Below are 24,127 nucleotides of genomic sequence, written 5' to 3'. Positions count from 1 at the left end.
ATCCAGTTGCTGTATATGAAAACACGAATAACCATTACATTGATAAGGGTATAGGCTTTAAATAACAGAATCTGAGATTTATCTCACGATAAAGATAAGCGTCGGATTTTTACTACCGAACCAGATTTCATGCTCTCTGTCCTTCAATAAGGTTATCCTGTATTTATTCGATAAAAACCTTCACTTTAGGCTTTGACAGCAGAATCATGACGAAATCAGTGAAGGTCACTGGTTTATAGAAATAGTACCCTTGCAGGAAAACAATGTTGTTTTTGTTGAGATAATCGAGCTGAGCCTTCGTTTCAACCCCTTCAGCAACGATGCTTAAAGACAGCTTGCGCGCCAGATCGAGAACACAATCCAAAATTCGGGTTGAATCGGGAAGCTCATTTACCCTTCCCACAAAGCTCTGATCGATTTTAATGTAATCAATGTGCAGGTCATGCAAATAAGAAAGCCCAGAATAGCCCGTACCAAAATCATCCAACGCAATAACAAAGCCATTCTCATGCAGGATATTGAGCCTCTGCACAAGATCTTCATCCACATCTAACGGCTCGCGCTCAGTAACTTCGATTACCAGATTGAGGTCATCGCGGTTAAAACTATCTCTGTAATGCAGGCACTCCTGCACGAATGTAGGGGATGTGATATGAGATGCGCTGAAGTTAATGCCGACATGGAAGCCGGATGGCAGTTTGCTGGCAATGGCGTTCATATTTGCCGCAACCTGCCGCATCAGACTTTGAGTCAGTGGTACTATCAGGCCTGATTTTTCGGCGACGGGAATGAAGGAAGCAGGAGAGATATATCCGGCTTTAGGATGTTTCCATCGGGCCAGTACTTCAACACCGCGTAACGTCCCCTCGCGACCATTTACGATAGGTTGATAAAAAGGCACGATCTCTCCTTTTACTATCGCCCTGCGCAACGTTTCTTCAGGGGTATCGCTCTTGTTCAGATACTTATCAATGGCATAAGCGGCTGCGAAGGACATTAACAGGATAAAAACCAGAATCCCTGAACCTTGTGTAACCAGCCTTTTTGCACTAAACAGTGGCGGTTTATTATAAATAATACTGAACGGATACTTTACGGAATTGACCTGACCAGACTCACGTGCGCTTGCTGTAACGGTATTCACATCGCCCAATAAACCAAGTACTTCGTCGCCTACGAGTAGTGAATATGTCACTCCCTTTAACGGAACATTCAATGCTCCACGGATATGCACCCCGCTGATGGTGACAATAATGCGGTGGGTTTGAAAATGAGTTTGATACAGCAGAACGGGGATCTCATTTTCCGTGTTTCTTGCGGAAGTAAGCAGCAATTTTGTATCAGCAATCACAGGAATTTGCTTAAGTAAAATCCTATTCCCCGGTAAAGACGTACACCAAACCTTCCCCTGCCGGATAATGATCAGCGTTCGCAAATGAGGCCGAAGAGCCGCTTCGGTTCCGAGTTGGTATTGACCCTCCAGATCGCATTTTTTTTCAGCGATGTTCTTAGCGGTTCTAGTTGCCTGGAAAGCTTCATCAAGTATGTTATCCATATTTTTCGCGGCATATCTGGCTCCCTCAAGGGTTTCTGTCGAAGAGGAATGCCAAAGCTGCATATTAAGAATAAAAACACCGATCAAAAAAAGACACACCGCTGCGGTTACCGGTAAAAGTGCTTTGCGCATTCTCATGTCCTGTAGCGAAAACCGATCGGTCGTTGCGATGAGCATTGACGTGTTCTAATTTATCTCTTCAGAGCATGGTAGACAGAAACAAAAGTCGCCATGCGCCCAGTCACATTTTCAAGATTACAACATAACAAATTGATTTTTATATAAAATCAACATTGAAAAGATCATAACAATAATGACATCCCTCTTTCCAATTTTGTTATCATATACATGTGCTAATAAGAGGTAAGAAAATGAAAATCTTTATCACTGACAATGACGGGAACCTCATTCCTGTTGACGGGAAAAGCGTCGTGATCGAATTGAATAGTGGCGGAACTATCGAGATCGCCGAGGAGTACAGTCGGGACGATGTTCCTGAGGGCATTAATCTGTGGGGCGGACGAGAACCTTCCCCTTCACTCTCTTTCGAGGAAATCAAAGCCAGAACAGAAGGCTTGGGAGTTTACCCCATCGCAGCCAACGCTCTGCATGTATTTCCGTACAAACTGTCATCAAAAGAATGATTGCATACAGCAGGTGAAGCGTTTTTCTCAAACCAAAGTAAGGCCACTGTTATCATAAATACCTCTGGCCTTGGGGGGAGTCAACTCGCCAATAGCTGTTACTTTCTGATTGCAGCCCATACTGGCGCTGCATTATTTCATCACTATATACAGAAGGTTAATACGCTTTTGAGAGTGATGCCTGAGCATAACCATTTGAATAGTTAATAGATGATTAAAATATCAAGAACATAATTACTTAAAACCGTATATGCGTGTTCTTAAATATTAATCGTCATCATGATGCTTATGTTTCTTGTGATCACTCATAGCCTCTTTGAAAGCATCCGCTTGTGTATTAGCGGCCTGCAGTCGACTCATATTAGCACTGTAATTATTCCAATATTCTTTTTCTTCGTGATAACAAACATCACGGCTAATTCCCTTCGCTTCGCACTTTGCTAAGCGTTGTTCTTCTGATAGACAACCAGGCATCAAAGAAACGGCAGAAAACGCAACCAATATCATCATTAATTTATTCATATAAATAACCTTAGAATTTCCAGCCGGCGCCGACTACAATACTATTAGCTTGTGCGCCAAAGACCTTAGAACCTTCATAGCCTGCATCAACAGTGAAACCTGCAATGGGGGTAAACTGAATACCAGCGCCATAGGCAAAGCCTGTAGAAGTGTCAGTTTCACCATTAGCTTTGATCGCACCTCTCCCAATACCCGCCATTACATAAGGTTTTACCACATCATTTACTTTATAACTTGCACCGACTAATGCAGAACCATAACCACGATCTATATCATTATCGTCATTTGCTGAAATGGTTAAGGATGTCATAACACCAAAATCACTCTCATCTGGGGTATAACCATATTTAGCGTTAAAACCATTAAGGTTCTGCCCATCTGTCCGGGTATGTACATAACCGCCGGTGACTACGCTCTCTCCTGCATAAACTGACATAGCAAAACACAATGTAACAGCCACTAAACCTGTTTTTAAACTTAGCATTTTAATAACCATTTTCATCATCAACTAATAGTAAGTTACACACATAATAAGGAATCATGCTTTGGTTTTCATTTCTCAAGCATGTCGCCAAGAGAAAAACAGAAAGGTAAAAAAACATCAATCGGGTAAAATGTTCTTTTTTGGACATTACTAATATTCAGAATAATCATCTGTCATAACATGCTGATAAAAATAGATTTAAAATTAGAGTAAAAAAACCTTATAACGCTTCTTCCTTGTAAATATTTCCGATATTTTTCTTATTTTTAAAATGATTGCCCCCCATCTAATAATCAATAATATAAAAACACCACTCAATTATAGTTAGTTCTCATACCCGAATAGAGTTAAACAAAGAAATATTGACAGATATGGATATCTTTTATCAATAAATAAAATTGTAACAACGAAGATAAAAATTTTATCTTCAGTGCTATTAAAATGAGTTTAATAGTCTGCGATTTAGGAAAGCATTTTGCAGGTAAAAAAAACGGGAACCTCTCGGCTCCCGTTCTCACACAACCCAGAATCTGGATTACATGTTTTCGATGATCGCGTCACCAAACTCTGAACATTTCAGCAGCTTAGCGCCATCCATCAGACGTTCGAAGTCATAGGTTACGGTCTTGGCGTTGATCGCGCCTTCCATACCTTTAACGATCAGGTCAGCCGCTTCTACCCAACCCATGTGGCGCAGCAGTAGATTTAGCAATTTATTATATCCTATTGAATTAAAACGATTTCATGCTTAATAAGTATCTAATCTTGTTTTTTTGCCTTCACGATAACTCACTGATTTTGTATAGTTTAAGTAGCGTTTTGATAACCACTTTAAAGCTAAATGGAGCTTCGCTTGAAAACTTCTGTTCTCATTCAGAAATTAATGGAAATTGACAAAACTGTGCCATTCGATGCGGACGTAGTGACCGGTGAGGAATGGTGGCCAACCCCGATTTCTCGTGTTTATCACAAGCCACCACATACCTATGTAGAATTTGAAACAGGTGAACAATCGCAAGATGATCCTGACGAGCTAAGTGTTTATAGCGAATTAGAAATTCGTGCACATCAAATGATGCAAATTAGAGATTTTGTGCAATCTAACAAGGGACTGAAACCTGAAGAAATTGTTTCGGAAATAAACGTTCAAATTGAACGTCTGAGGGCGATGGCTGAGGCAATTTTGAAACAATAATTCATGTTCTATATTCTTCATACTGGCTGTGGGTTCAACTCCCGCCAGCTCCACCACTTTTGATAGGACTGCAACCGGACAGAGGCTATAAAAACAGCCACTTATGGAAACTGACCAGACAGTAAACAGACCAAGAAAAGACAAAAATATGCACGTGAAATGCACGTGCACTTCAAAAGAGCCTCAGATTTCACAGTCTGGGGCTTTTCCATATGTAACCAAGTGTAACTATTTAGCACTACAATATTCACTCATTAGAGCCTAACAGATAAATTATTTAGCCCGTAATTAACTAGTAATACCGAGAGAAATGAGATAGTGAGCAATCTGAATCCATGCATGACTTGTGGAGCATGTTGTGCATTTTTTCGTGTTTCCTTCTACTGGGCCGAAGGCGATGATGCAGGCGGCACCGTTCCAGCGTATCTCACTGAACAGGTTTCGCCCTATCATCGATGTATGAGTGGCACAAATCAGAAAAACCCCCGCTGTATTGCTCTTGCCGGAAAACCTGGGGAAAGTGCCTTTTGCACAATTTATGAGAATCGCTCGTCAACATGCAGGGAATTTGCTATGTCGGGTGAAAATGGGGAAATAAATAAGGCATGCAATCGTGCGAGAGCTCATCATGACTTACCCCCACTTTGATGATTAAAATTTTTTTACGCGGATAATAGTATGTATCATGAAGAAAATATTGCTCTTCATGATACACAGAAACATAAATTGATTTTAATTTGATATTCCAAAGCATAAAGCCCTGCATGTTACGCAGGGCCAAGCAACAGAGTAAAAATTAATTATTAGAAGCGGTAACCGATACCAGCAATCCAGGTACCGACTTTTACACGTCCCAACTTACTATATTCATAAGAAGCATCAAGCACCAAATTAGGGATTGGGTTAAACTGTAGGCCTACACCATATACGGCTGAAGTTTTGCTCTCAGAATTGGAATATCCCGACATGTCGGCCTCGACTCGCCCATGTCCGAAACCAATCAAACCATACGCACTGATGTAATCATTGAAACGATAGGCTGGCCCCGCAGATAGCGAGTAATAATCTAAGTCTTCATTTCCAACTTTGTGACCAGCATAATAATAATTATAACTTAAATTAGTGTAAGTAAATGAAGATGCAATCCCCAAATGCTGATCCAACTCATAACGATATTTAATGTTTATGCCCTTCGGATTATCATCAAGTTTGTCGCCACCTGCTTTCACATGGCTTTGAGCATACCCTATTGAGAGGCTATTATTCAGTAGTTCAGCGTTTGCTGCGCCAGATACCATACAGGTACCCATAATAAAAGTTGCCAAAACTATTTTCTTCATAACAAATCCTTCTTTAATTAAGCAAAATTTATCAACTCACCATCTTTGCCACTGGTGCATTTACATAGTATTTACATATTTTTATTTAGCCAACACTTAATCTATATAGTAATTGTTATGACGCATAAGCATGCATGATTAATATTTCCGCACGTTATTTTTAATGTCTCGTCATACTTCATATAAAACGGATTTTGCGCCATGTCAGAATGTTCTGTTCTTATTACTTTTTCCATAATTGCCTCGCCTAAAGATACGAACGGCACAATATATAACCCAGCGCCTCCAGCACGGTACTTTCAGTACCTCCATTACATCTAGGAATTTGCCACCAGTTGGTATTCATTCAATACTCGCACTATCGGAGTTTGCCAGCCACAGCACATTCTTGGTTCCCTTCCCACAATTTAATCACCGCAGCACATGTTTTATCCAGTATGCTGCGGTTCTTATCACTGAATTTTTAATCCCCGTATCAAGCTTAATCCCCAATATTATCCAACGCTTCTTTCATTCCCCGCTGACGACGGTAAATTTAGTCGTTGCGCCCAACTTACACCATACCTCTTCAACCACTTAGTACCGGTAATATCCGGCATCTATCGTGGGGGAATCCACATTCCAGAATCCCTGCGGATTACATGCCAGGATCATCCAGGCTGTATTACAGGATGAGGGCCACGGCGGCATATCGTCATCGTCCGGGTAATCACATGAGTCGATATAACCGTAACGTGTGCGCAGCGGTGCCAGCCGGGCCAGAATATCCGTCGCAATAGCATCTTCACCCAGCCTTCTGGCCAGTAACGCCACGCCTGCACTTCCCTCCACCCACACACCACGCTGTTTACTCGGGTAACCATATTTCGGGTGATACGGCGTATACCCCGTCGCATCATGCGTGGCGTACCAGAATCTGTCGAGGTACGTAAAACACCGCCAGGCTTTCTCTGTATCAAAGTTGGCCACAAACAGCCCGCCCCAGCTTGAACAGTCCAGTGGTGACGCCCTGTCAGGCCCGGTGGTGCGCATCCCGGCATAAAATCGCCCTTCATCCTCCACCCACAGTTTTTCCATAATACTGTCCGCCAGGGCTGCCGCTTTTTCCGCATAGCCGGTGAATCCCACCCGCCCCATCAGGTCAAACAAAAACCACAGGTCAAACTGGTGTTCAGATGTACACCAGTCCGCTTTAAAATCCGGATAAAACACACCGTTCTGATACCGCCCGCTGCCTGAGATATATAAGCCAGAGCGAACATCGCTGCTATCCGTCACCCTGAATTTTTCAATCCATTCGGCACACTGCGTCAGTTTATCCCGCGCAACAACCGCCAGTTCTCCGCCAGGATACTTCAGCAAATAATACGCCAGCGCATATGCCACCCATGCCGCATTCCCCGTCCGGTAATATTGCGATGACGTCTGCGCCGACATACGGTTTACAAAAAAGGGAACACTCCCCTCACTGCCACCGCTGCCCACTATCGCACACAACCCACGAACAAAACGCTCAGCCTGACTGTGCCCCTGCGCCATCAGGGCAATGGCTGACACGGCCTGGTCATAGGTATATGTCCGGTCTTTCATTACCCGCACAGTTTCATCCCCGGCATCCGATGGCATGCGGTAAGAGCGGATACACAGCGGCTCTTCCCAGACTGTCACCAGCCCAGCCGTCGCCGTTCGGAGCAGCCGGAACGACTTCACACCGGACCAGCTTCTTTTAAAGGAAAAGGTGCCGTCTGTATTCAGTACCACTGACGTGCTCTGGTATTCCAGCGTGGTACTGGTACACAGTACCAGGGTGTAATTCTGTGGATTTCCGATACTGCAACGACCCGTAACCGGACCGGTATAGTCCGTGGTCAGTTCCTCATTGACCGTCAGCGTAAGAGATTTGTCATACGCTTCCGGCGCATCCAGTGACAGGAGTTCCGCAGTGCAGGTCTCTGCCAGCGTGTGAAAATTTTCCACCCGGCTGTTGCGTTCACAGGTAGCGATCCTCAAATGGTAAGCATCCAGGACAGACTGAACAGAAATACCTGATGTGGTGCCCACCAGTCCGGCTCCGGCAGGCTTTGCCAGATCGCGGCGAAGCACATCCGTCACATCAACCACCTGCCAGGCACCTTTCTGGATCCCTCCCGACAATTCCGGCGTTGAGTCTGCTGAGACCACTTTCGGCAGGGTCAGCAGGTCATCCCAGCGGTACCAGAGTTTTGTGGCCTCATCCTGAATGATGTCATTCGCCGCGGTCAGTTCACAACCGGCCTGAAACGTGCCGACAGGATTCAGCCCCAGCCTGACAATCGAACGATGCTGCTCCTGCTCAAAACCGTACCAGGTACGGCGCAGAACACTAAAACGGTCTGTCCACCATTCGCATTCCCGGTCATTGGATGCCCTGTCAAGATTACCGGCGTTGGTATACAGGACTTTTGCAGACGCCGCCCCCAGCGGCTCTGGCGTGGTTCTGGTGGGCATAATTACCTCTTAAAAAAAAGAAAGCCCGCCGAAACGGGTACAAAATCAGCTCACATCGCCAGGGTACGTGGCGTTGTCATGGTCATAAAAACTGTCCCTGTATTCACGGGCGGTTACCGTACAGGTTCCGTCAGACTGCGGCGCTATTTCGTCTATCACGGCGTCATAACCCACACGTGATGAATCACAGAAAATCAGCCGGGGTGGTTCAGTGATGGTCGAACCCAGAATTATCTCATCGAACGCGCTCTGGTGCGGGACAGACAGCCTGAACCGGCTCACTTTCAACGGTTTCAGTAACCCGGACACCGTTCCGTCCTGGTAGCGTATCAATACCCTGGGCGACGGGTACGTCCAGTCGGGCGCTTCGCTGAGCGTAAACGTTGTGAAACCCTTGTCGGTCGTCATCCCGGTAATCAGGCACGACAGCGTAAGGTTGCCGGGGATATCATCCGTCAGAATGATACGGTCTCCGGTGTTGTAACACAGTGCATCCATCTCCGTGGTGGCCGTGAAGGACAGACGGCGATGACGGTATTTCATCAGCCGCCGCATACCGATGCGGTAAGCCCTGTCGCGGTCTGTAACGCCATCCAGCGAATAGCTTTCCAGCTTCGACGGGACCGGATTATCCGGCGTCCGGCACTGCACCGTCTCTTCTGCCCATGTGGTGCCGTTGATATACGTCACATCCACGCCGTCATAGTCATCATCAGAGGGGGCTGTGAACGCCGTCTGCAGGTCTTCCGTCATTTCCTGCGGACTGATGATGCCAGTCCAGGGCTTCACCCCTTCATATCCCACTGAGGCCATACCATCAGCAAACAGAAAATAGGCGTGCCCCGCATTTGTGATTTTCTGCAGCATGTTCAGCACCGAATCACTGTCTGTGGTGGCATAATCAAAATATTCACCGCGTGGGCGCCAGTACAGCCGGTCCATTTCATTAATCGCTGTCGCATCCATGCGCAGTCCGGCTGACTTCCCGATATGGTGCAGCGCCCCGGAGATACTCCGCGGCTTGCCAAAATCATATATGCGCGTGGCCACCACATTCACCCGGCGGTCTGACTGCGCCGCCAGTTTCCCGCCGGTTTCCACGGTGATCCCCAGTGTTGTGACGCCCGGATAAGAAGCCGGACGGGTCAACAGCCTGCCCCGCAGTGCCTGCCAGTACATGCTGTCACGCGCATTATCACGCCCCTGTTCATTCCGGCGGCGACAACGGACCTCCACCAGTCCCGCCACGGGCAGCGTCACCCGCTCCGTAAACCCCAGCCCGTTCACGTTGCTGAGGCTGTAATATCCGTGGCGGCTCACCCAGCCATCGCCACTGCCGTATGTCCGGTACTGGATTTCCCACTCCACCGTATGACTGCGTTTTTTACCTTTTTTATTAAATCCACAAATCCCGTTTGGGAACGAAAAATTCACCTCAAACATATCAACCGTTTCATTTTCCGGGCAGGCCAGAAACGGTCCCATCCAGGCCTCATTATCATTGACACCATCAGCCTCAAAATCCAGCACGGTCCTTGCCGTAAAACCCGGCCATTGTGTGTCCGTTGCGCCACTGCTCAGCACCCGTCTGACCGTGGCAGTGGCCCCGTCCAGGCCGAGAATACGATATCTGTTCCCGGCATGCGCCACCGAAAGCCGCAGCCAGCCCTCCGGTAAGCCTGTAAAGGCCACACCCGTTGCCGTGTCGTAAGCCAGCGTGATGCTGGCCGTCACCGCACCGCTATCCTCCACCGGCTCTGAATGCGGTGTGTATGAAGCTATCACCAGCGTGTAGTCTGTCCCACTGTAATTCAGGGTTACCGGCATCCCCACATAAGGCGCAATTTCTTCCAGAATATCGCCCGTGATACGACTGTAGTCACCATCACTGGTTACCACATACGACGCCGGCACCACCAGTTGCACCGTCTTATTTTCCCACCAGGGAAGTTTGTCGGCATTTTCCAGCCCGTTAAAGGTAATACCAGCACCGAATACCGTAACAGACTGCGCCAGAATATCTGCCGATGTCGGGGCAGTCTGCGCCATGTCCAGTCCGGTACCGGATGATGTCCCCCCCACCTCGCTGGAGTTGAACCAGTTCTCACTCCGGCTGTCGCCGGAGACCACCGCCCCCGGATGATATGCCGTATAACTGAATCCCTTTCCCAGAGACGTCACGGGGGTGGCACCAATCCTGACATCTCCTTCAGCAAAAGATAAACGCCCGGCCCCCAGACAGAGAAACATCTCCACCGTCATTCTGGTCGGATCGTCTTTGTCGAACCGGGTGACCGGCTGCACCACATAGTCAGGATGAATCCGGTATCGACCGAACACTTCGCGGATGGGGTCACCCAGCCTGGCGGTGTTGGCTTTTGCCGGATTGAGATCAAGGGGATTACCGGATGCAGAGGAATACCCGCCCTTATCCATATTTGCCATCATAATCAGTGAATATGCCGCCGCTGCCACGGAAATCCCCACGCCGATCCAGGCAATGGTGGCGGCCCCCAGACCAAACGGGACCGGATAAATACGGATATCACTGTCCGGACGGAGGGCATAGTCAAACCATGCCTTGGGTGGGATTGATTCTCCATCGACCTCTACGACCACCGGGTGTGTCATATCAGCCCGATACCCCCGGACATTCTCCTGCATCCAGTGGTGCAAAGTTGTGGCGCCATGCTCATGCGTCTCCAGCGGCTCACCCGGCAGGCGGGAAGGATAGATTCGGATAGTCACTGCCAGAACTCCACTTTCACAAAACGACGCATGAATCGTGCCAGGGGAATAATGGAAACGTTGCTTTTCGGGTTGCATTCCACCACATAAAGCTGTTCTTTCATGCTGACCACAATCCCCACATGGGTGACGGTACTCCCTGTGTAACAGGCCACCCCGGCCCCTTCACAGGGCGTACAGCGCTGCAACGTCTGCATCATCCTGCGGGCTTCACGATCCAGCCCGTTATCATCTTTCGTTATCCCCGCAAAATCGGGCCAGACTGGTAAACCAAGATCGCGGCGGATTTCATTCACAATACCGAAACAGTCAAGTTCAGGGTAAACGCGCCCGCCCTTCAGCCAGGTGACTGAACGGTATTTGTCAGGACTGAACATGATGAACCTCTTAACTCATATATCTGAGGGCAGGAAAATTATTCAGGGTATAACGGTACCGGGGCCAGGCCAGATCCAGCACATTAAGATATCCGGCGGTGATCTGCGCCTGCGTGGCGGTCCAGTGACCGGATTTAATACTGAGGGTGTAGGGTGGCGACGCCGGAGCAGAAAGATCTGTGGAAAGGTAGTGCCGGTATACTATCGAAGCGCTGTTGATATCATCCAGTGCATTGCGGATCGCTGTCGACACCACCCCGTCAATATTGCTGATCGCAAACTGTAGATCCTGGGTACCATCGGCGTTACGTTTCGGCAAAGCAATGTCCATCGGACAGGCAACAAAGGTCACCCAGTCCCCTGACTCCGATCTGGCCATGATGTCGTCATAACCGGTACACAGGAAATGCCGCTGGTCGCCAGTGTTAATCTGCAGGGTCTCGATAATCACATCCTCACCGGATGAGGCATAAAGACGGTTCAGGATCGTCATGTTTCCGGCCACTCCCTGTTCATCGCTCTGTCGATAATATCGCTGTTGCGGATAAAATCCGGGTATTCGCCATACCCACCATCAAGAACTGCTCTTGACCATAACTCCAGCGTGGCCGAATAGCGCCAGTAACGGGGCGCTACCAGCGTGGGTCCCTGATAAATATCAGTAAACCGACATTTAAACCATTGCAGATCACCAAGAGGGGTTTGCAGTTGCATCATGAACCAGTTTGCACCGTCTTTCAGGACATCACGGTACCACGCTTCAAACAGCATAGCCTGAGGGTTGGTCGTGAACGTCCAGTTCACGGTTGCCACCGTCGGCGTTGACGTATATCTGCGCCGCTGCCGTGCTCTGCCCGACACCATTTCAGTTCTCAATAAAGGAGATGCCGCCTGAAAACCGTAATTATCCATCAGGGGAAGCGGCAGGTAATCGTGTGGATAGCTGTGTTCAGTCACGTCTTATTCCTTGCGCGTTCGGCCATAATAGCCTTTCAGTGCCCGGCCAAATTCATTGGTGGGAGAGATGACCTGGGCTGCCATTTCCTTTCTGATAGCTACAACAAGCTGGCGGTTGCGACTGTCAATCGCCGCCAGCGTTGCCTCATCCGGTTTCCCGGTAAATGAATTCTGGATACGAATGCTTCCGCCAGAACTAACCTGACGTGCCTGTTGAGCCTGCTGGACTTTTTCCAGTGTGGCATCCAGCTTTGCGGATGTACTGGCGGTCACTACCCGCTCCCCTTTCTGAAGTAACCACGTCCCCGTTTCCGGGACGCGATCAATACCGTCATGCGCCATACCCGCCAGCGTTTGCCCGGCAATCAGAGCTACAGAGGCATAGCCCGCGGCACGCATGGCGGTTGCTGCCGGGATCCCCATAATCATGCCCCCCTCAGCCATCGCCTTGGTGGCAGCCAGCTCTGTGTTAATAATTGCCTGTGCGACAGCAGCTGCCTTGCTGGCAATGAACAAGGACTTATACGCAGCACTTCCCTCCTGCCCCAGCCCCCTCAGTAACTCTGCTGACTGCCCTGTTAAATCGGAAAACATAGACAGGCTGGCGGTTGTATATCCATTCTGAATATCCTGCAGTTTTTCCGAATTCTTCTGGTTAATCTCAGCAATCCTATCCGCATACATCTGCTCATTAATCAGTTTTTCATCAAGAAGTTGCTTCTGCATGTCGAGCTGCTGTTTATGCCATTGCTTCAGTTCCTTTTCTGCACCAGCAACCCTGAACAGTTCACTGGCCGCGCCACCAATATCTGACGACACACCTGAATATTCAGGTGCATTCTCAACAGCAGCACGGGAGATTTTTTCCAGCACGTCTCTGTATTCAGCACTGGCCGGAGAAGCCTCTTTCAGCAGACGCAGGCGTTCCTTCGTTTTACTGAGCAATGCTTCTTCCGGAGTCAGTAATTCTTCATTCAGGGCTTTTAACTTCTCAGTCGCAGACTGCTGATCGAGAATGGCGGCGTTACGCAACAGCGCCTCCTTTCTGGCCTGTGAAATGGCAGAAAGATCGCCCTGGCTGATTCGGTATTTTATCTTCGTCAGTTCAGTATTCTGCCCGGACAGGGCTATCAGCTCTTTCTGCTGACTGATCAGCCTGTTATAAACATCCTCTGTCTTTTCTGCTTCCGACTTTCCACCGCGAATCTTTGGCGTATTCGCCTGGTTGTTACGCCATGCTTCCAGCGCATTGTTGATATAAGTCTGCCTTGCCGTCTGATAAGCATCCCCCACAAAACCGAGGTCATCCGCGGCATAGCCCAGCCGGGTACGCTCACGCGCTTCCCCCTTCAGGCGGGACAGGGTCAGTTCACGCTCACTGTTATTCAGTACACCCTGCTGCTTATCATCCAGGGCTGCCTGTGGCAGCCGTAACGGTACATTCACCAGCCCCTGTCGCTGCTGAAGTAATTCATTACCCAGACCCAGAAGACGGTTAAACTCGGTATGCTGGCCATTCATGATCAACAGGGACTGATACGCTTTGTTTTGTTCCGCCGCCTGTTGACGGATCAACGCCACCCGTCGCTCTTCCAGCCCGGCGAGTACATCCTGGATGGACTGTGCTTTGCCCTGCATTTGTGCGAGACGGAACTGTTCAACTGCCAGTTGATTTGTTGCTTCTGCAAGCCCCTCCGTAACAGTTTTTACCGACGTCATGTGGTTAATCATAAAACCGTTATCAGTTGTCCAGCCCGGATTTGCCAGAACATACTGATAACCGGCAATCTGTTTCTGTAACGATTTAACTCTGCTTTTCTGCTCGTCAATTAACCTGTTTTGCTCCTCCAGTGCCTGCCGCGTCTTTTCTTCATTATCTGACGCTTCAGAAAGCGACATTGCAGACGTTTTCTGGCGAATTTCGTCGATTGTTGCGGCATACTGGCGTGCTGATTCTCTGGCCTGCTCCTGATTCTGATACATCGTGTACCAGGCTGCGGCCCCCAGCATGACAAGCCCCGGCACACCACCAACCAGCCCCAGCGCCCCACTTAACAAACGACTCCCCACTGACGTGACAGTATTCAGCGTTGTCTGTGCCGCTGTTCTGGCTGCAACATTACGGGTAAGCGATGCCTGGGCTGCAGCCAGCTTCGCTTCTGCTGCTGCCTGCCTTTCGGTGCCACGGGCAGCCGCAACCGCCTGCTGCGCACGATAAACCGCCGCACGCGCCCTGGCTGTTGCTATCTGTGTCCCCCGGAGTTGCGCTTCAGCAAGAGCCACTTCGTTTCTGGCCGCAGTGATTAGCCCGGCAGTTGCCGATCCCGCAGAAGATGCCATATTGCCAAAATATCGGGCAACCCCGACCGCAACCAGTGCACCTGCCGCCGTTGCAACCGTGTCGATATTATTCGCAACACCATTCAGTACCCCGGAGAGCGTCTTCGTAACCCCGCTTGCCTCGTTCGCACCACCAACCCAGGCCATAAAGGCATTTTCAACTTTGGTTGCAGAGGATGAAACCGTATCAGGCAGTGCTGCATATTCATTACGCAACGCCCCAAGCTGGCTAATCAACGCAGGAACAACCCTGTCGGCGGTCAGCTTTCCGTCATCCGCCATGGCCTTCAGATCCTTACGGGCAACGCCCATTCCCGCAGCCAGTGCACGAATAACACGATCACCGCTCTCATTCACTGCGTTAAACTCCTCACCGCGCAGCACTCCCTGCGCCAGTGCCTGGCTGAACTGCGTGATCACCGAACTGGCTTCTGCTGTACTGGCACCGGATAATTTCAGGCCCGTGGAGATCGCCTCGGTGACTTTCAGTACCTCCTCAGAACGGTAACCATACTCCCGCATGGAAGCTGCAGAGCGGGCAAAAAGGCTGGCGTTATCAGAAAAAGCCGTCCCAGTTCTCTGGCTGATCGCCATTAATTCACGCTGTGATGCCTGAAAATCATCACTGGATTGTGTGGCCTGTTTCAGACGGGCATTTACTGAATTCCACTCATCAGCAAGGGAAATAAGATGACCGGTAGCAAAAGCCCCGGCAAATGCCCCCACCATATTCAGTGCCGAAGATTTCGCTGTATTTATCTGATCAGTCACTTCTGTCAGCGCACGCCGCATTTCACGGGAAGCGGCAGCAGACTGTCGGCCCCCGTTCTGCATGGTGCGGTAGTAATCCTGCCCCATACGCGAAGCCCGGGCTATCTCTGACTGGAATGACCGGGAATTTGCCGAGATTTTTATAATCAGTTCACGTAATGTCGCCACTCTCGTTCTCCGGACGAAAAAAAACCGCCGAAGCGGTTATGTTGATTCACTGAGACACTGTTAAAAGCGCGTTTTCCAGTCCGGCAAATGGATCTGAGGTGCCTTCTGTCTGCTCCTGTCCCCACTGAAGAAGTGCATCATTCAGAGGAACTTTCACGCCCTGCGCACCATAAACAGCAGAAACAATCTGGGCAGTCCGGATATCAGCCCGCTCGTCACCCAGCGGGCTGATCCTGTCAAATTCTGCCCACATCATGATTTCCGATGCGGACATTTCCCGGCGTAACTCTGACAATGTGCGCCCCATCCTGAGCGCCAGCATCATCAGGAAACGCATCCCCGGAAGCGCTACTTTTTTTTAACTTCTCCGGCATCAGTGATCAGGTCCAGAGACTGACGAAGAAGCCGCGCATGTACCGGGCCATACACAGCAAGCACCTGTTCACGATCATCTGGTGAAAATACGGGTTTCAACCCGGTATCACACAGAATATCGATAAACAGTTCAACATCAGCGGCCAGATTTCTACGGGAACGCTCAGCGACTGATAGCGGTGTGTCATCATTTCCGCTTTTAACGATCTCCTGCCAGCGTAACCAGGCTTCTGCAGAGGGTTCCCGTAATACAACCGTTGCTCCTTCCCATTCAGGCACATCAACGGTTTTATGGCGAAATCCTGACATCGTTGCCAGTGCCAGATTGCGGATATTTTTAGTCATAACCCCCATCCTCATTAACTGACGGTTACAGTGCAGGAAGTGGAGGTCACTTTGTTCACCGGGCTTGCTGAATCAGAAATCTCGCAGATATACGCACCGGCATCTCCGGATGCTGCTGACGCCTTACTGAACGTTGCCGCCGCCTGTCCGGAAACAGGGGCCCCCCCTTTCTTCCATACATAATAATAAGGTGGCACACCACCGGCAGCTTCAACCATCATTTCCAGTTTCGCTCCGGCAGAAACCTGCAGTGTACTGTTTAAATCGACCTTAACTTTCAGCTGTTCTGTTGTCAGTACTGGCTTACCTTTCAGACGCAAGGAAAACGTTGCAGCCACAACACCATTGGTTCCCGCAGACCAGGTATGCTGACGCACCTCTGCCATAAAGGTAAATCCGTTGCCTGACGGAAAAATAACTTTAAAACCATACGCGGCGTCATTGTCATAGGCGCTGCGTAACGCATTCTGGGCCGCATTCAGATAAAAATTCCCGGACATAGAAATCTCTGACGCAGCGCCGAGGCCGTTGATATTTTCCTGCTCAACAGAGCACAGCGTTGTAACATCAATATCCTGCTTCTGTCCTGCAGTAAACTGAATCTCTTTGATTGTACAGCTCAACCCAAGAAAGCTGGCAGAGCCCAGGGTTCCTGGTGTTACCGGTGCAGACGAAATCATAATTTTCGTCAGTTGCGAACGTTCAAAATTAGAGGACATACTCGTCTCCTGAAAATAAAAAAACCCGCCAGCGGCGGGCGGGAAAATCATTTACGACCTCAGGCTATTACCTGAAATTCAAGCGTGGCCCTGCTCAGACGGGAATCGGGATCATATCCCTGAGTTTTCGAAATGACGGAGGGTGCCAGTTCCCTTACCGCATCAAGCGCCTGCTCACGGATATCATCTGCGTCATCAGGTACCGTTGCCCAGACATCGATCTGCACGGTAATTCTGGATTCAGCCTGACCATCAAACACATCAGACGCTGTGTCAGACACTACAGAAAAAACCAGCCACGGCGGAGATACCGCAGGCTTTCCCTCTGTCAGCGGGACCACATAAGGATAAACCTGTCCTCCGGCCAGCTGACACAGCAGGGAATACAGTGTGGCCTCCCTCATTTACTTAATACCTCATCAATAGCCTGATTCATTCGCTTTATGGCAACCTGCGCCGCCAGTTCCTCTGTCGTATCAAAAGCCGGGCGAATGAACGGATGAGCAGGCATATTTACCGTTCCCAGTTCAACAAAGCGCCAGTAAAACACATTTCGGGGATCGCTGGCTTTCATGCTGTTATCACTGTTTCCTGTTCGCAGGTTCCGTCCGCGAATGTGGACACCCGAGATAATTTCCCCCCGACGCTTTGAGCGCTGCGTCAGAACAACCACATTTTTCTTCAGTTTTCCGGTTCGCTCCGGTGCATGTTCAACAACCGCCTCCCGGATAACTTCAGCACCGGCACGGCTGGCATCGCGCAGCACTTTATTGTTCTCTGCCCTGCTGAGCGTCTCCAGATCACGTGCAATATCTGCCAGACCAGAATAATCAAGACTGAAATCCATCACACATTCCCCTTCTGACTGCAGAGTATTTCAAGCCGGGTGGCACGGGCGTCCGATATCGGTGGACCGTCTATACTCAGAATGACTCCTTTAAATGCACCAGTAAGCACTTTCAGACATGACGTTGCCGTCACATCGCGCCGGAATCTCATCCAGACTCTCACCGTAGCCTGAGCGGTTTCTGCTCCGCCTGATATTCTCTCCCTTCCGCTAATCCCCTTAACTTCTGCCCATACGGTAGCGCCCTCCGTCACTGTCTCCACCGGATGCCCTGACGGAGAGCGGGCGGTGGTAACATTCAGAATAATTACGCGATCACGTAATCTTCCCGCCTGCATGCTTCCTCCTACAAAGGAATAAAACGATAAGGCTCCAGCAGAGAAGAAAAACCAAACGGGATTGGCGCCTTGCTGACATCTGAGGAATTTTCCCGGTTTTCGTACCAGTGCCCAACCAGCAACATGAGCGCCAGCAAAACATCATCAGCAATAAGCACCCCTTCAGGATCACCCTCCGGCACAGTCTCCTCATAAAGCTTACGGTTGATAAAGTTTTCTGCCTTGCGACAGGCAGCCCGGAAATACAGCATCAGTAACTCATCATCAGTTGCATCATCTGTATCAATACGGCACTGCACCCTGAGTTTTTCCACTATTGCTGTCATCAGAAACTCCTGCCCGCAACAATGTGCGGGCACAAAAAACCGCATTACGCGGCATCGTTTGTCCAATGATGGGATTTATCAGTTGCTTGCTGAACCTTTGCCCACCAGCGCCTTAATAGCTGAAGTATCTTCAAGGATGCAGTCAAAGCGATGGAATGCCAGGAAGCCGGTCTGGTCAAATTCTGCGTAACGCTCAACCAGACGTTTCAGGATCATGTATCGAACGCGACGAATAATGAAGCGATCGAAGTCTCCACAGAACATGAATTTTTTACCTGCACCAATATCATCAATCTCCTGGTCGATAATATACGGAACATTAAGAACCGACGCTGGTGCCACACCGACAATATCCGGCAACCAGAGCGGACGACCCTGACCATCTTCCATCTCACTGATGAGTTTCAGTGTGTTGTCATTGAACGCCAGACGGAATTTTGGCCCGCGACGATACGCCGGATCAATGCTGTGTTTCAGAGCCAGAATTTCCTGCCACTTCACAGCGCCGGCAGCTGCCGTCTGAGTAGTGCCAGTCACCGATGCTTTCAGTCCTTTCGGCTGCTTTGGTGTGCCTGAGCCGGTCCCCTGAATGATGTAACGTGCTTCACCGCGACCAATGCGCTCTGCAATTCGTCGGGAAAGATAAGCTTCCATATCGATCGCACTGTCCTGCAGCAGTTCGTTGGACACGCGGATAATCTTGGACGTCATTTTCAACGCACCCAGGCTGTCCATACCTAATTCGGTATCTTCTTCGCCAGCCTCTTCGTTCTCGCCCAGAAGAACACCGACTTCAGCTGTACCATCAGCGGTTGCCCACTCCATCGTTCGACCATCGGATGTCGTCAGGATCTGCGCCACACTGGCGATTCCACCATAAGCTTTCATCTGCTCGACAACTTTCGCCAGGAAAGTATCAGGTACGGTATAACCGCCCTTCTCATCCGGAGCCACACCCTGGGCACGCAACTCCCGCAAAGCCTTACGCTCTTCTGAATTCAGTTCGCTGGCGCCGTGACGCATCCATTTATCGAAAATCTGGCCGCGTTTTTCATTCTGTTGCGAGTTTTTATCCGGATCCTGATCATTGCGCTGCTCATTCTCATTTTCATCAATATAGGTCTGATCCTGGCGGCGCAGTTCTTCTTCGCGGGCAATGCGTTCATCGAGAGCTTCGAGCTCAGACTTTGCTTTGTTCCACTCAGAGCGCTGTTCTTCCGTCCATGTGTTATCGCCGATTTTTTCATTCAGCGCACGCATGTCGGTCGCGATAGTATTACGTTTTTGTTTCAATTCATGCAGTTTCATGTTTCTTCCTTACGCGTTAAGAAGGGTCAGTACGCGCTCACGCGCCATTCGTTGGTTAACGGCTTTTTGCAGGGCTCCGCTGTCTTGAGCCTCCTGCCAGGCTTTCAGGGAACGAACTGCAGAGTCCGCATCCTGATACGCCGGATAAGTCACGGGGCTGACGTCCAGCAGGCGGGAAAAGCGCGTAATCTCCCGGATGACAACACCGTCTTCATCGTGGTACCACTCCTCACCATCCCGGGCGACCCTGAAAGCAAATGAGGATTGGTTAATATCACCGCGTTGCATGGGAGCCAGCACGAGATCACGTATTGTCTGGGTTTCCGGCGCAGTGATATCGTAACGCAGGCCACGCTCATCCACTGTCAGTGCAAGCGTGCCCGCAGAGGTGCGTCCCAGTATAAAATTGGGATCATGGTTAAACAGCGCCCGGACATCGTCCTGAAGCACATCATCAAACGCACCGGGCCGGATGATTTCGCGAAATGAACCGAAAATCAGTTCTGATCGACTATCAAAAACCGAGCCATACCCGATGATCCGGCTTGGTTCATCGTTGTGCGTTTCAGCGCGCACCTCGCCGCTGTAACATCGAATTTCTCGCTCACTCATCTTGAGTGTTCTCCTGGGTTGTCGATTTGGCAGGCTGGGAAGCGTTGACACTGACGAGCATTTCATCGAGACCCTCTTTCGGGTTCATGTCTTCAAACGCACGCGCCTCATTTCGGCTCATCCAGCCATCGGTGATAGCAAAGTGATAAAACTCCGCACGCTCTTTTGCGGTCCCGCGCAGCAGCCCGGCCAGGTTAAAGCGCACGTAATACCCGGCTTCCCGTTCGGCACGAGTGAATAATCTACGATTAAGCTCCTGCTCCCAGTTCATCACCCACGGCATCATCGTGTAGCGGACAAACTGAATAGCCTGTTCGGAAATGTTGGAAAAAGTGGCTTTTTCGAGGTCATTAATCATGTGCGCCGGTACGTTGAAAATTCCGGCGACCATTGAGCGGTTGAGTTTCATCATGTCGATGAGCTGGGCATCAACAGGTGAGACTGTCAGCGCTTTATAGTCCAGCTCAGCCGGGAGCAACATCGTCCTGTTTTCCTGGCTACGCAGCATTACAGTGGCTTTTTGCCACATATCTTTCAGCCTCGACCAGGAGTCTTTATTCAGTTCCCCCTTCACAGAGACGATACCTGCAGGTCTGGCGTTACCGCTGAAAAAACTTTCCGTATATTTCTGCCCGCTCATACCCATACCAATCGTTTCAGCATGTTGAAGTATCGGACTAAGCCCCATTTTCTGATCGTTGCCCAGCGCCCGGACGTGGATCATGTCGTCAGGACTGATAGCAAAGGAACCCTCTTCGTTATAAACACCGTACGTATAACGTCCACCAGTGTTTAGCAGCGTTGTTTCCCACGGCATACACGCTTCAAGTGCTGTTACTTCAGCAGTCCGACGATGGCGGATTACCCGCGTGAAACCATTTCCCCAGCCCAGGATGTGTCGCTGTTTAAGTTCGCGCCACTTATAGCTGGTCTGCCAGATATTCGGTTCATCGTGAACCAGATAAAAGACAGGATGATCCCGGGCAGCTTCGACCTTCTTTCCGGTACGCCGCATGACGTGCAGTGGTATCTGCGCAACGTTAGACGAAATCACATAAATACAGGCGTATACCGCCGCCAGTTTCATCGCTGTCCTGGGGTTGACGTTCACATCACCATTAAAAATTCCGTCGTTATCGGCGGCTTCTACAGTGACCGGAACTGCCGGGTTTTCCAGCGAGTGACTTCTAAAAATGGCATCAATCAGCATGTTTTCATTCTCCTGGCCGCCAGCAGCGCCCATAGCAACAAGCCACTACCACCAGCCATGAGGGCGGTCGCCACGCCAAATTGGAGGTAAACCCCTCCCACCAGCGCACCGAAGCCTGCCAGCCCGGCCACATCAATAATTAGTGATTTCACAGGAATAACAGGTCCTCATCAGGATCGAGATTAGAAAGGAAGTCTTTCGGATCATTCAGCATTGCGCGGCCAACCCCCATCATCAGGCCAACTGCACCATCTATTTTGTTGCCTGCGCCTTCTTTCACCGGGCGTACAACATCGTCACTCCCAGGCAAATATTTGCCGACCACGTTTGATATGCACCAGGTCATCAAAGGATTGCCGTCGTGATGAAATCGACCAGCTGCCATCGCGGCCTCAACCTCGCGCATTGGGTCGCTCATGTTGGTGTAATTCTGGGTAATAGTGACTGGCTCCAGCCCTTCATCCTGTAACATATGAGAAAGGCCAGTAGCACCATAGGGGTCAATCGGGCATGCCGCTATTTTCACCGTCTCCCGTAATTTCAGGATCGATTCAAATATAAGGCGGTAATCCACCTCGGCCCCTTCCGACGGAACCAGCACGCCCTGATTAACAAAGGACTGGTAACGGTCGGCGATTGTTTGCAGCGCCGGCTCAGTAGCGTAGACGGTGTCTTCAGGAACCCAGAACAGAGGCGAAACGCAGTAATAATGGCTCAGGCCGTCGATTTCTCGGCGGAAAACCGGCACCACCGCGTTCAGATCAAGTTTTGATGCCAGGTCGATGCCGACATAACACTCTTCCCCCGCAAAATCGGACAGTTTGAGTGACTTATCTGCCGCAGCCATCCACTTCTGCAGGTTGTAGTACGCCGCTTTTGAACTCACCCATTTATTGAAATGCTTGGTAAGTATTTTGTTGGTCTGGCTGGGCGTTGACATCGCCAGCAGTTGCTTGGCCTTGAGGAAATCCTCTTTCACCGAAATGTTGTAATTTGGGTTGGCTTTTATCAGTGCTTCTGGCTGTGTCCAGTCGTCATCATCATCCAGGGTATAGATGATCCCGAAAATTGCCTCGTTTTCACCACCTTCTCTGATACGCTCCAGTATCTCGACTACCTGCGTGCGTTTCTCATAACACGGCGAGGCAATATCGAAACCCGCCGTGGTGATAATAAGCGTAATTGGTTGTTCCCTTGCCCCCATCCCGGTTGTCATCGTGGTATAGAGCGCGTCAGTTTCATGCTCGTGATACTCGTCGATGATGGCACAGGAAGGTGAATCTCCATCTCCGGGGTCGCCAATAATTGGCGCAAACAAGGAGCCGTCAGGACGCGTCATTTTTTTCGCCCAGGGTTTGATGCTGAACTTCTGACGCAGTGCCGGAAGTTTCTTCACCATCGCCAGTGCAGGCGCAAAGACTTTCCATGCCTGTTTTTCCGTCGTGGCGCCACAGTAGACTTCCGCTGCGTACTCTCCATCAGCACAGAACATGTAATTGCCGACGGTCGCAGCGATCGCCGATTTACCATTTTTGCGCGGCACTTCGATGTAAATCTCAGTGAAGCGGCGATAGCCTGAATCTTTTCGCACCCAGCCAAACGGCACGCCCAGCGCAAATTTTTGCCACGGTTCAAACTCTATCCGCAGCTTCCGGCGAGCCCACTCACCGGAGGTGTGCGGCATTTTCTGGGAGAAGCGGAGGAAACGTTCTGCTTTATTTTTATCGAAGCGGTAAGGCCAGCGTGGATCTTTGGCGCGTTCCAGGTCGTCCAGATGTCGCTGACAGGCCAGAATCGTTAACCGGCAGGCCAGTATCTTCCCGCTCACGACGTCCCGCGCATACTGGTTCGCCGCATTGACGTTTGGATATGTAGCCATCAGTCAAACTCATCAAATTCATTCCCTTCATCATCTGTATCATTTTTACCGCTGGTCATTCTTATGCGACTGAGCGGGTCTAACCCGAGAAGTGAACCCAGACGGGCAAGCTGCGAAACAGAGTCATTACGGACATTGACTGCAGGGTGTTTTTTATCTCCCCCCATTTCACTTGATACGGTAAGTCCATCTTTCGCGATAACTTTTTCGGCCTCAACCATCAAGTGAAACGCATTGCAGTAAGCCAGAAGTAGCGGGGCGTCCTCCAGTTCAAAGACACCGCGTTCGATTAAAATTTTGCTCTGTGTTTTCCAGATGCGGATCGCTATATCGCTCATTAACTCATCCGGCGGCGCAATCCTGGTCAGCTTGCTTTTCTGGCCCTGAGACAAATTGCGCTTACGGCCACCACCGGAAGATCGAACAACAGCACCCATTAAAACCTCCAATTCAATAGGTAAAAACTTCCGGAAAAAAGTTTCTTATTTTGGGCGCGTAAAAATTTGACGAGGCGGGCGGTCCCGGACAGCCAGGGCTACAGAGATTTGACCCGCCCCTCCCCTTTGTTAGTGATAATAAT

Annotated in this window: 26 protein-coding genes and 2 pseudogenes; 4 read left to right on the top strand and 24 right to left on the bottom strand. The window is 49.8% G+C overall.

Going from position 1 to position 24,127, the window contains the following annotated elements; all coding sequences use genetic code 11:
• Positions 1 to 163: 163 nt before the first annotated feature.
• On the bottom strand, positions 164 to 1,687 hold the full coding sequence (locus tag BZK41_RS13680) for a cyclic diguanylate phosphodiesterase (RefSeq protein ID WP_079938484.1): 1,524 nt from the start codon (positions 1,685 to 1,687) through the stop codon (positions 164 to 166).
• Between the two features lie 239 nt (positions 1,688 to 1,926).
• On the opposite strand from BZK41_RS13680, the gene BZK41_RS13675 reads away from it, so the two are divergent.
• Together BZK41_RS13675 and BZK41_RS13670 are read left to right on the top strand one after the other, a co-directional pair.
• Positions 1,927 to 2,199: a hypothetical protein gene (locus tag BZK41_RS13675; RefSeq protein WP_047411841.1), complete on the top strand. Its 273-nt coding sequence runs from the start codon at positions 1,927 to 1,929 to the stop codon at positions 2,197 to 2,199.
• Between the two features lie 87 nt (positions 2,200 to 2,286).
• A pseudogene (locus tag BZK41_RS13670) lies at positions 2,287 to 2,406 on the top strand (cytochrome b); the annotation flags it as partial.
• Positions 2,407 to 2,466: 60 nt separating this feature from the next.
• Here BZK41_RS13670 and BZK41_RS13665 read toward each other — a convergent pair.
• The 3 genes and pseudogenes from BZK41_RS13665 to BZK41_RS13655 all read right to left on the bottom strand — a co-directional run.
• Positions 2,467 to 2,721 (bottom strand): hypothetical protein, encoded by a 255-nt coding sequence (locus BZK41_RS13665; protein WP_079938483.1) that lies wholly within the window; start codon positions 2,719 to 2,721, stop codon positions 2,467 to 2,469.
• A gap of 10 nt (positions 2,722 to 2,731) precedes the next feature.
• Complete coding sequence (locus BZK41_RS13660) at positions 2,732 to 3,205, bottom strand: Ail/Lom family outer membrane beta-barrel protein (protein WP_253193762.1); 474 nt, start codon at positions 3,203 to 3,205, stop codon at positions 2,732 to 2,734.
• A gap of 535 nt (positions 3,206 to 3,740) precedes the next feature.
• A pseudogene (locus BZK41_RS13655) lies at positions 3,741 to 3,908 on the bottom strand (isocitrate/isopropylmalate family dehydrogenase); the annotation flags it as partial.
• Positions 3,909 to 4,058: 150 nt separating this feature from the next.
• On the opposite strand from BZK41_RS13655, the gene BZK41_RS13650 reads away from it, so the two are divergent.
• Positions 4,059 to 4,400 (top strand): hypothetical protein, encoded by a 342-nt coding sequence (locus BZK41_RS13650; RefSeq protein ID WP_249025168.1) that lies wholly within the window; start codon positions 4,059 to 4,061, stop codon positions 4,398 to 4,400.
• A gap of 318 nt (positions 4,401 to 4,718) precedes the next feature.
• Positions 4,719 to 5,048: a YkgJ family cysteine cluster protein gene (locus tag BZK41_RS13645; protein WP_079938481.1), complete on the top strand. Its 330-nt coding sequence runs from the start codon at positions 4,719 to 4,721 to the stop codon at positions 5,046 to 5,048.
• A gap of 155 nt (positions 5,049 to 5,203) precedes the next feature.
• Here BZK41_RS13645 and BZK41_RS13640 read toward each other — a convergent pair whose 3' ends face one another.
• From BZK41_RS13640 to BZK41_RS13550, 20 genes are all read right to left on the bottom strand, one after another.
• Positions 5,204 to 5,740: an Ail/Lom family outer membrane beta-barrel protein gene (locus BZK41_RS13640; RefSeq protein WP_079938480.1), complete on the bottom strand. Its 537-nt coding sequence runs from the start codon at positions 5,738 to 5,740 to the stop codon at positions 5,204 to 5,206.
• Between the two features lie 576 nt (positions 5,741 to 6,316).
• Complete coding sequence (locus tag BZK41_RS13635; RefSeq protein WP_172313191.1) at positions 6,317 to 8,227, bottom strand: phage tail protein; 1,911 nt, start codon at positions 8,225 to 8,227, stop codon at positions 6,317 to 6,319.
• 45 nt (positions 8,228 to 8,272) lie between these two features.
• Positions 8,273 to 10,975, bottom strand: coding sequence for a host specificity factor TipJ family phage tail protein (locus BZK41_RS13630; protein ID WP_079938479.1), 2,703 nt, complete (start codon positions 10,973 to 10,975; stop codon positions 8,273 to 8,275).
• Positions 10,972 to 11,352, bottom strand: coding sequence for a nitrite transporter (locus BZK41_RS13625; RefSeq protein ID WP_079938478.1), 381 nt, complete (start codon positions 11,350 to 11,352; stop codon positions 10,972 to 10,974). The genes BZK41_RS13630 and BZK41_RS13625 overlap by 4 nt, the downstream gene beginning before the upstream one ends.
• Positions 11,353 to 11,362: 10 nt before the next feature.
• The gene (locus BZK41_RS13620; RefSeq protein WP_079938477.1) at positions 11,363 to 11,845 is read right to left on the bottom strand and encodes a DUF1833 family protein; all 483 of its coding nucleotides are present in this window, start codon (positions 11,843 to 11,845) and stop codon (positions 11,363 to 11,365) included.
• Entirely contained in the window at positions 11,842 to 12,309 is a 468-nt protein-coding gene (locus BZK41_RS13615) for a hypothetical protein (protein ID WP_079938476.1), read from the bottom strand. The genes BZK41_RS13620 and BZK41_RS13615 overlap by 4 nt, the downstream gene beginning before the upstream one ends.
• Positions 12,310 to 12,312: 3 nt before the next feature.
• A complete protein-coding gene (locus BZK41_RS13610) occupies positions 12,313 to 15,588 on the bottom strand; it encodes a phage tail tape measure protein (protein WP_079938475.1) in 3,276 nt (1,091 codons plus the stop codon).
• Positions 15,589 to 15,634: 46 nt separating this feature from the next.
• Positions 15,635 to 15,913, bottom strand: coding sequence for a DUF4035 domain-containing protein (locus tag BZK41_RS13605; protein WP_079938575.1), 279 nt, complete (start codon positions 15,911 to 15,913; stop codon positions 15,635 to 15,637).
• 23 nt (positions 15,914 to 15,936) lie between these two features.
• Positions 15,937 to 16,308 (bottom strand): phage tail assembly chaperone, encoded by a 372-nt coding sequence (locus tag BZK41_RS13600; RefSeq protein ID WP_172313188.1) that lies wholly within the window; start codon positions 16,306 to 16,308, stop codon positions 15,937 to 15,939.
• Between the two features lie 14 nt (positions 16,309 to 16,322).
• Complete coding sequence (locus tag BZK41_RS13595; RefSeq protein ID WP_079938473.1) at positions 16,323 to 17,027, bottom strand: phage tail protein; 705 nt, start codon at positions 17,025 to 17,027, stop codon at positions 16,323 to 16,325.
• 59 nt (positions 17,028 to 17,086) lie between these two features.
• Complete coding sequence (locus BZK41_RS13590; RefSeq protein ID WP_079938472.1) at positions 17,087 to 17,431, bottom strand: DUF3168 domain-containing protein; 345 nt, start codon at positions 17,429 to 17,431, stop codon at positions 17,087 to 17,089.
• Entirely contained in the window at positions 17,428 to 17,877 is a 450-nt protein-coding gene (locus tag BZK41_RS13585; RefSeq protein WP_079938471.1) for an HK97-gp10 family putative phage morphogenesis protein, read from the bottom strand. Before BZK41_RS13585 ends, BZK41_RS13590 begins: the two co-directional genes overlap by 4 nt.
• Entirely contained in the window at positions 17,874 to 18,212 is a 339-nt protein-coding gene (locus BZK41_RS13580; protein WP_079938470.1) for a phage head closure protein, read from the bottom strand. Before BZK41_RS13580 ends, BZK41_RS13585 begins: the two co-directional genes overlap by 4 nt.
• 8 nt (positions 18,213 to 18,220) lie before the next feature.
• Complete coding sequence (locus BZK41_RS13575; RefSeq protein ID WP_079938469.1) at positions 18,221 to 18,538, bottom strand: head-tail connector protein; 318 nt, start codon at positions 18,536 to 18,538, stop codon at positions 18,221 to 18,223.
• A 78-nt stretch (positions 18,539 to 18,616) separates the two neighbouring features.
• Positions 18,617 to 19,846 carry a phage major capsid protein gene (locus BZK41_RS13570; RefSeq protein ID WP_079938468.1) on the bottom strand — a complete coding sequence of 410 codons (1,230 nt, stop codon included), beginning with the start codon at positions 19,844 to 19,846 and terminating at the stop codon, positions 18,617 to 18,619.
• A 9-nt stretch (positions 19,847 to 19,855) separates the two neighbouring features.
• Positions 19,856 to 20,458, bottom strand: coding sequence for an HK97 family phage prohead protease (locus tag BZK41_RS13565; RefSeq protein WP_079938467.1), 603 nt, complete (start codon positions 20,456 to 20,458; stop codon positions 19,856 to 19,858).
• Positions 20,451 to 21,668, bottom strand: a complete 1,218-nt coding sequence (locus BZK41_RS13560) for a phage portal protein (protein ID WP_079938466.1) — start codon at positions 21,666 to 21,668, stop codon at positions 20,451 to 20,453. The genes BZK41_RS13565 and BZK41_RS13560 overlap by 8 nt, the downstream gene beginning before the upstream one ends.
• A complete protein-coding gene (locus BZK41_RS27280) occupies positions 21,662 to 21,820 on the bottom strand; it encodes a hypothetical protein (RefSeq protein ID WP_172313184.1) in 159 nt (52 codons plus the stop codon). The genes BZK41_RS13560 and BZK41_RS27280 overlap by 7 nt, the downstream gene beginning before the upstream one ends.
• Complete coding sequence (locus BZK41_RS13555; protein WP_079938465.1) at positions 21,817 to 23,547, bottom strand: terminase TerL endonuclease subunit; 1,731 nt, start codon at positions 23,545 to 23,547, stop codon at positions 21,817 to 21,819. The genes BZK41_RS27280 and BZK41_RS13555 overlap by 4 nt, the downstream gene beginning before the upstream one ends.
• A complete protein-coding gene (locus BZK41_RS13550) occupies positions 23,547 to 23,984 on the bottom strand; it encodes a phage terminase small subunit P27 family (protein ID WP_079938464.1) in 438 nt (145 codons plus the stop codon). The genes BZK41_RS13555 and BZK41_RS13550 overlap by 1 nt, the downstream gene beginning before the upstream one ends.
• Positions 23,985 to 24,127: the final 143 nt, after the last annotated feature.

The organism is Citrobacter sp. A316, assembly GCF_002042945.1.
GTDB lineage: Bacteria > Pseudomonadota > Gammaproteobacteria > Enterobacterales > Enterobacteriaceae > Citrobacter > Citrobacter portucalensis.
The sequence above is the reverse complement of the archived record's forward strand: the minus strand, read 5'-3'. Positions and strand labels throughout refer to the sequence as shown.

Bases quoted from the DNA above. Each gene is read 5' to 3' on its own strand.
- BZK41_RS13680 (WP_079938484.1), bottom strand. From the start codon at position 1,687: ATGCGCAAAGCACTTTTACCGGTAACCGCAGCGGTGTGTCTTTTTTTG.
- BZK41_RS13675 (WP_047411841.1), top strand. From the start codon at position 1,927: ATGAAAATCTTTATCACTGACAATGACGGGAACCTCATTCCTGTTGAC.
- BZK41_RS13665 (WP_079938483.1), bottom strand. From the start codon at position 2,721: ATGAATAAATTAATGATGATATTGGTTGCGTTTTCTGCCGTTTCTTTG.
- BZK41_RS13660 (WP_253193762.1), bottom strand. From the start codon at position 3,205: ATGCTAAGTTTAAAAACAGGTTTAGTGGCTGTTACATTGTGTTTTGCT.
- BZK41_RS13640 (WP_079938480.1), bottom strand. From the start codon at position 5,740: ATGAAGAAAATAGTTTTGGCAACTTTTATTATGGGTACCTGTATGGTA.
- BZK41_RS13635 (WP_172313191.1), bottom strand. From the start codon at position 8,227: ATGCCCACCAGAACCACGCCAGAGCCGCTGGGGGCGGCGTCTGCAAAA.
- BZK41_RS13625 (WP_079938478.1), bottom strand. From the start codon at position 11,352: ATGTTCAGTCCTGACAAATACCGTTCAGTCACCTGGCTGAAGGGCGGG.
- BZK41_RS13620 (WP_079938477.1), bottom strand. From the start codon at position 11,845: ATGACGATCCTGAACCGTCTTTATGCCTCATCCGGTGAGGATGTGATT.
- BZK41_RS13605 (WP_079938575.1), bottom strand. From the start codon at position 15,913: ATGATGCTGGCGCTCAGGATGGGGCGCACATTGTCAGAGTTACGCCGG.
- BZK41_RS13600 (WP_172313188.1), bottom strand. From the start codon at position 16,308: ATGACTAAAAATATCCGCAATCTGGCACTGGCAACGATGTCAGGATTT.
- BZK41_RS13595 (WP_079938473.1), bottom strand. From the start codon at position 17,027: ATGTCCTCTAATTTTGAACGTTCGCAACTGACGAAAATTATGATTTCG.
- BZK41_RS13590 (WP_079938472.1), bottom strand. From the start codon at position 17,431: ATGAGGGAGGCCACACTGTATTCCCTGCTGTGTCAGCTGGCCGGAGGA.
- BZK41_RS13580 (WP_079938470.1), bottom strand. From the start codon at position 18,212: ATGCAGGCGGGAAGATTACGTGATCGCGTAATTATTCTGAATGTTACC.
- BZK41_RS13575 (WP_079938469.1), bottom strand. From the start codon at position 18,538: ATGACAGCAATAGTGGAAAAACTCAGGGTGCAGTGCCGTATTGATACA.
- BZK41_RS13570 (WP_079938468.1), bottom strand. From the start codon at position 19,846: ATGAAACTGCATGAATTGAAACAAAAACGTAATACTATCGCGACCGAC.
- BZK41_RS13565 (WP_079938467.1), bottom strand. From the start codon at position 20,458: ATGAGTGAGCGAGAAATTCGATGTTACAGCGGCGAGGTGCGCGCTGAA.
- BZK41_RS13560 (WP_079938466.1), bottom strand. From the start codon at position 21,668: ATGCTGATTGATGCCATTTTTAGAAGTCACTCGCTGGAAAACCCGGCA.
- BZK41_RS13555 (WP_079938465.1), bottom strand. From the start codon at position 23,547: ATGGCTACATATCCAAACGTCAATGCGGCGAACCAGTATGCGCGGGAC.
- BZK41_RS13550 (WP_079938464.1), bottom strand. From the start codon at position 23,984: ATGGGTGCTGTTGTTCGATCTTCCGGTGGTGGCCGTAAGCGCAATTTG.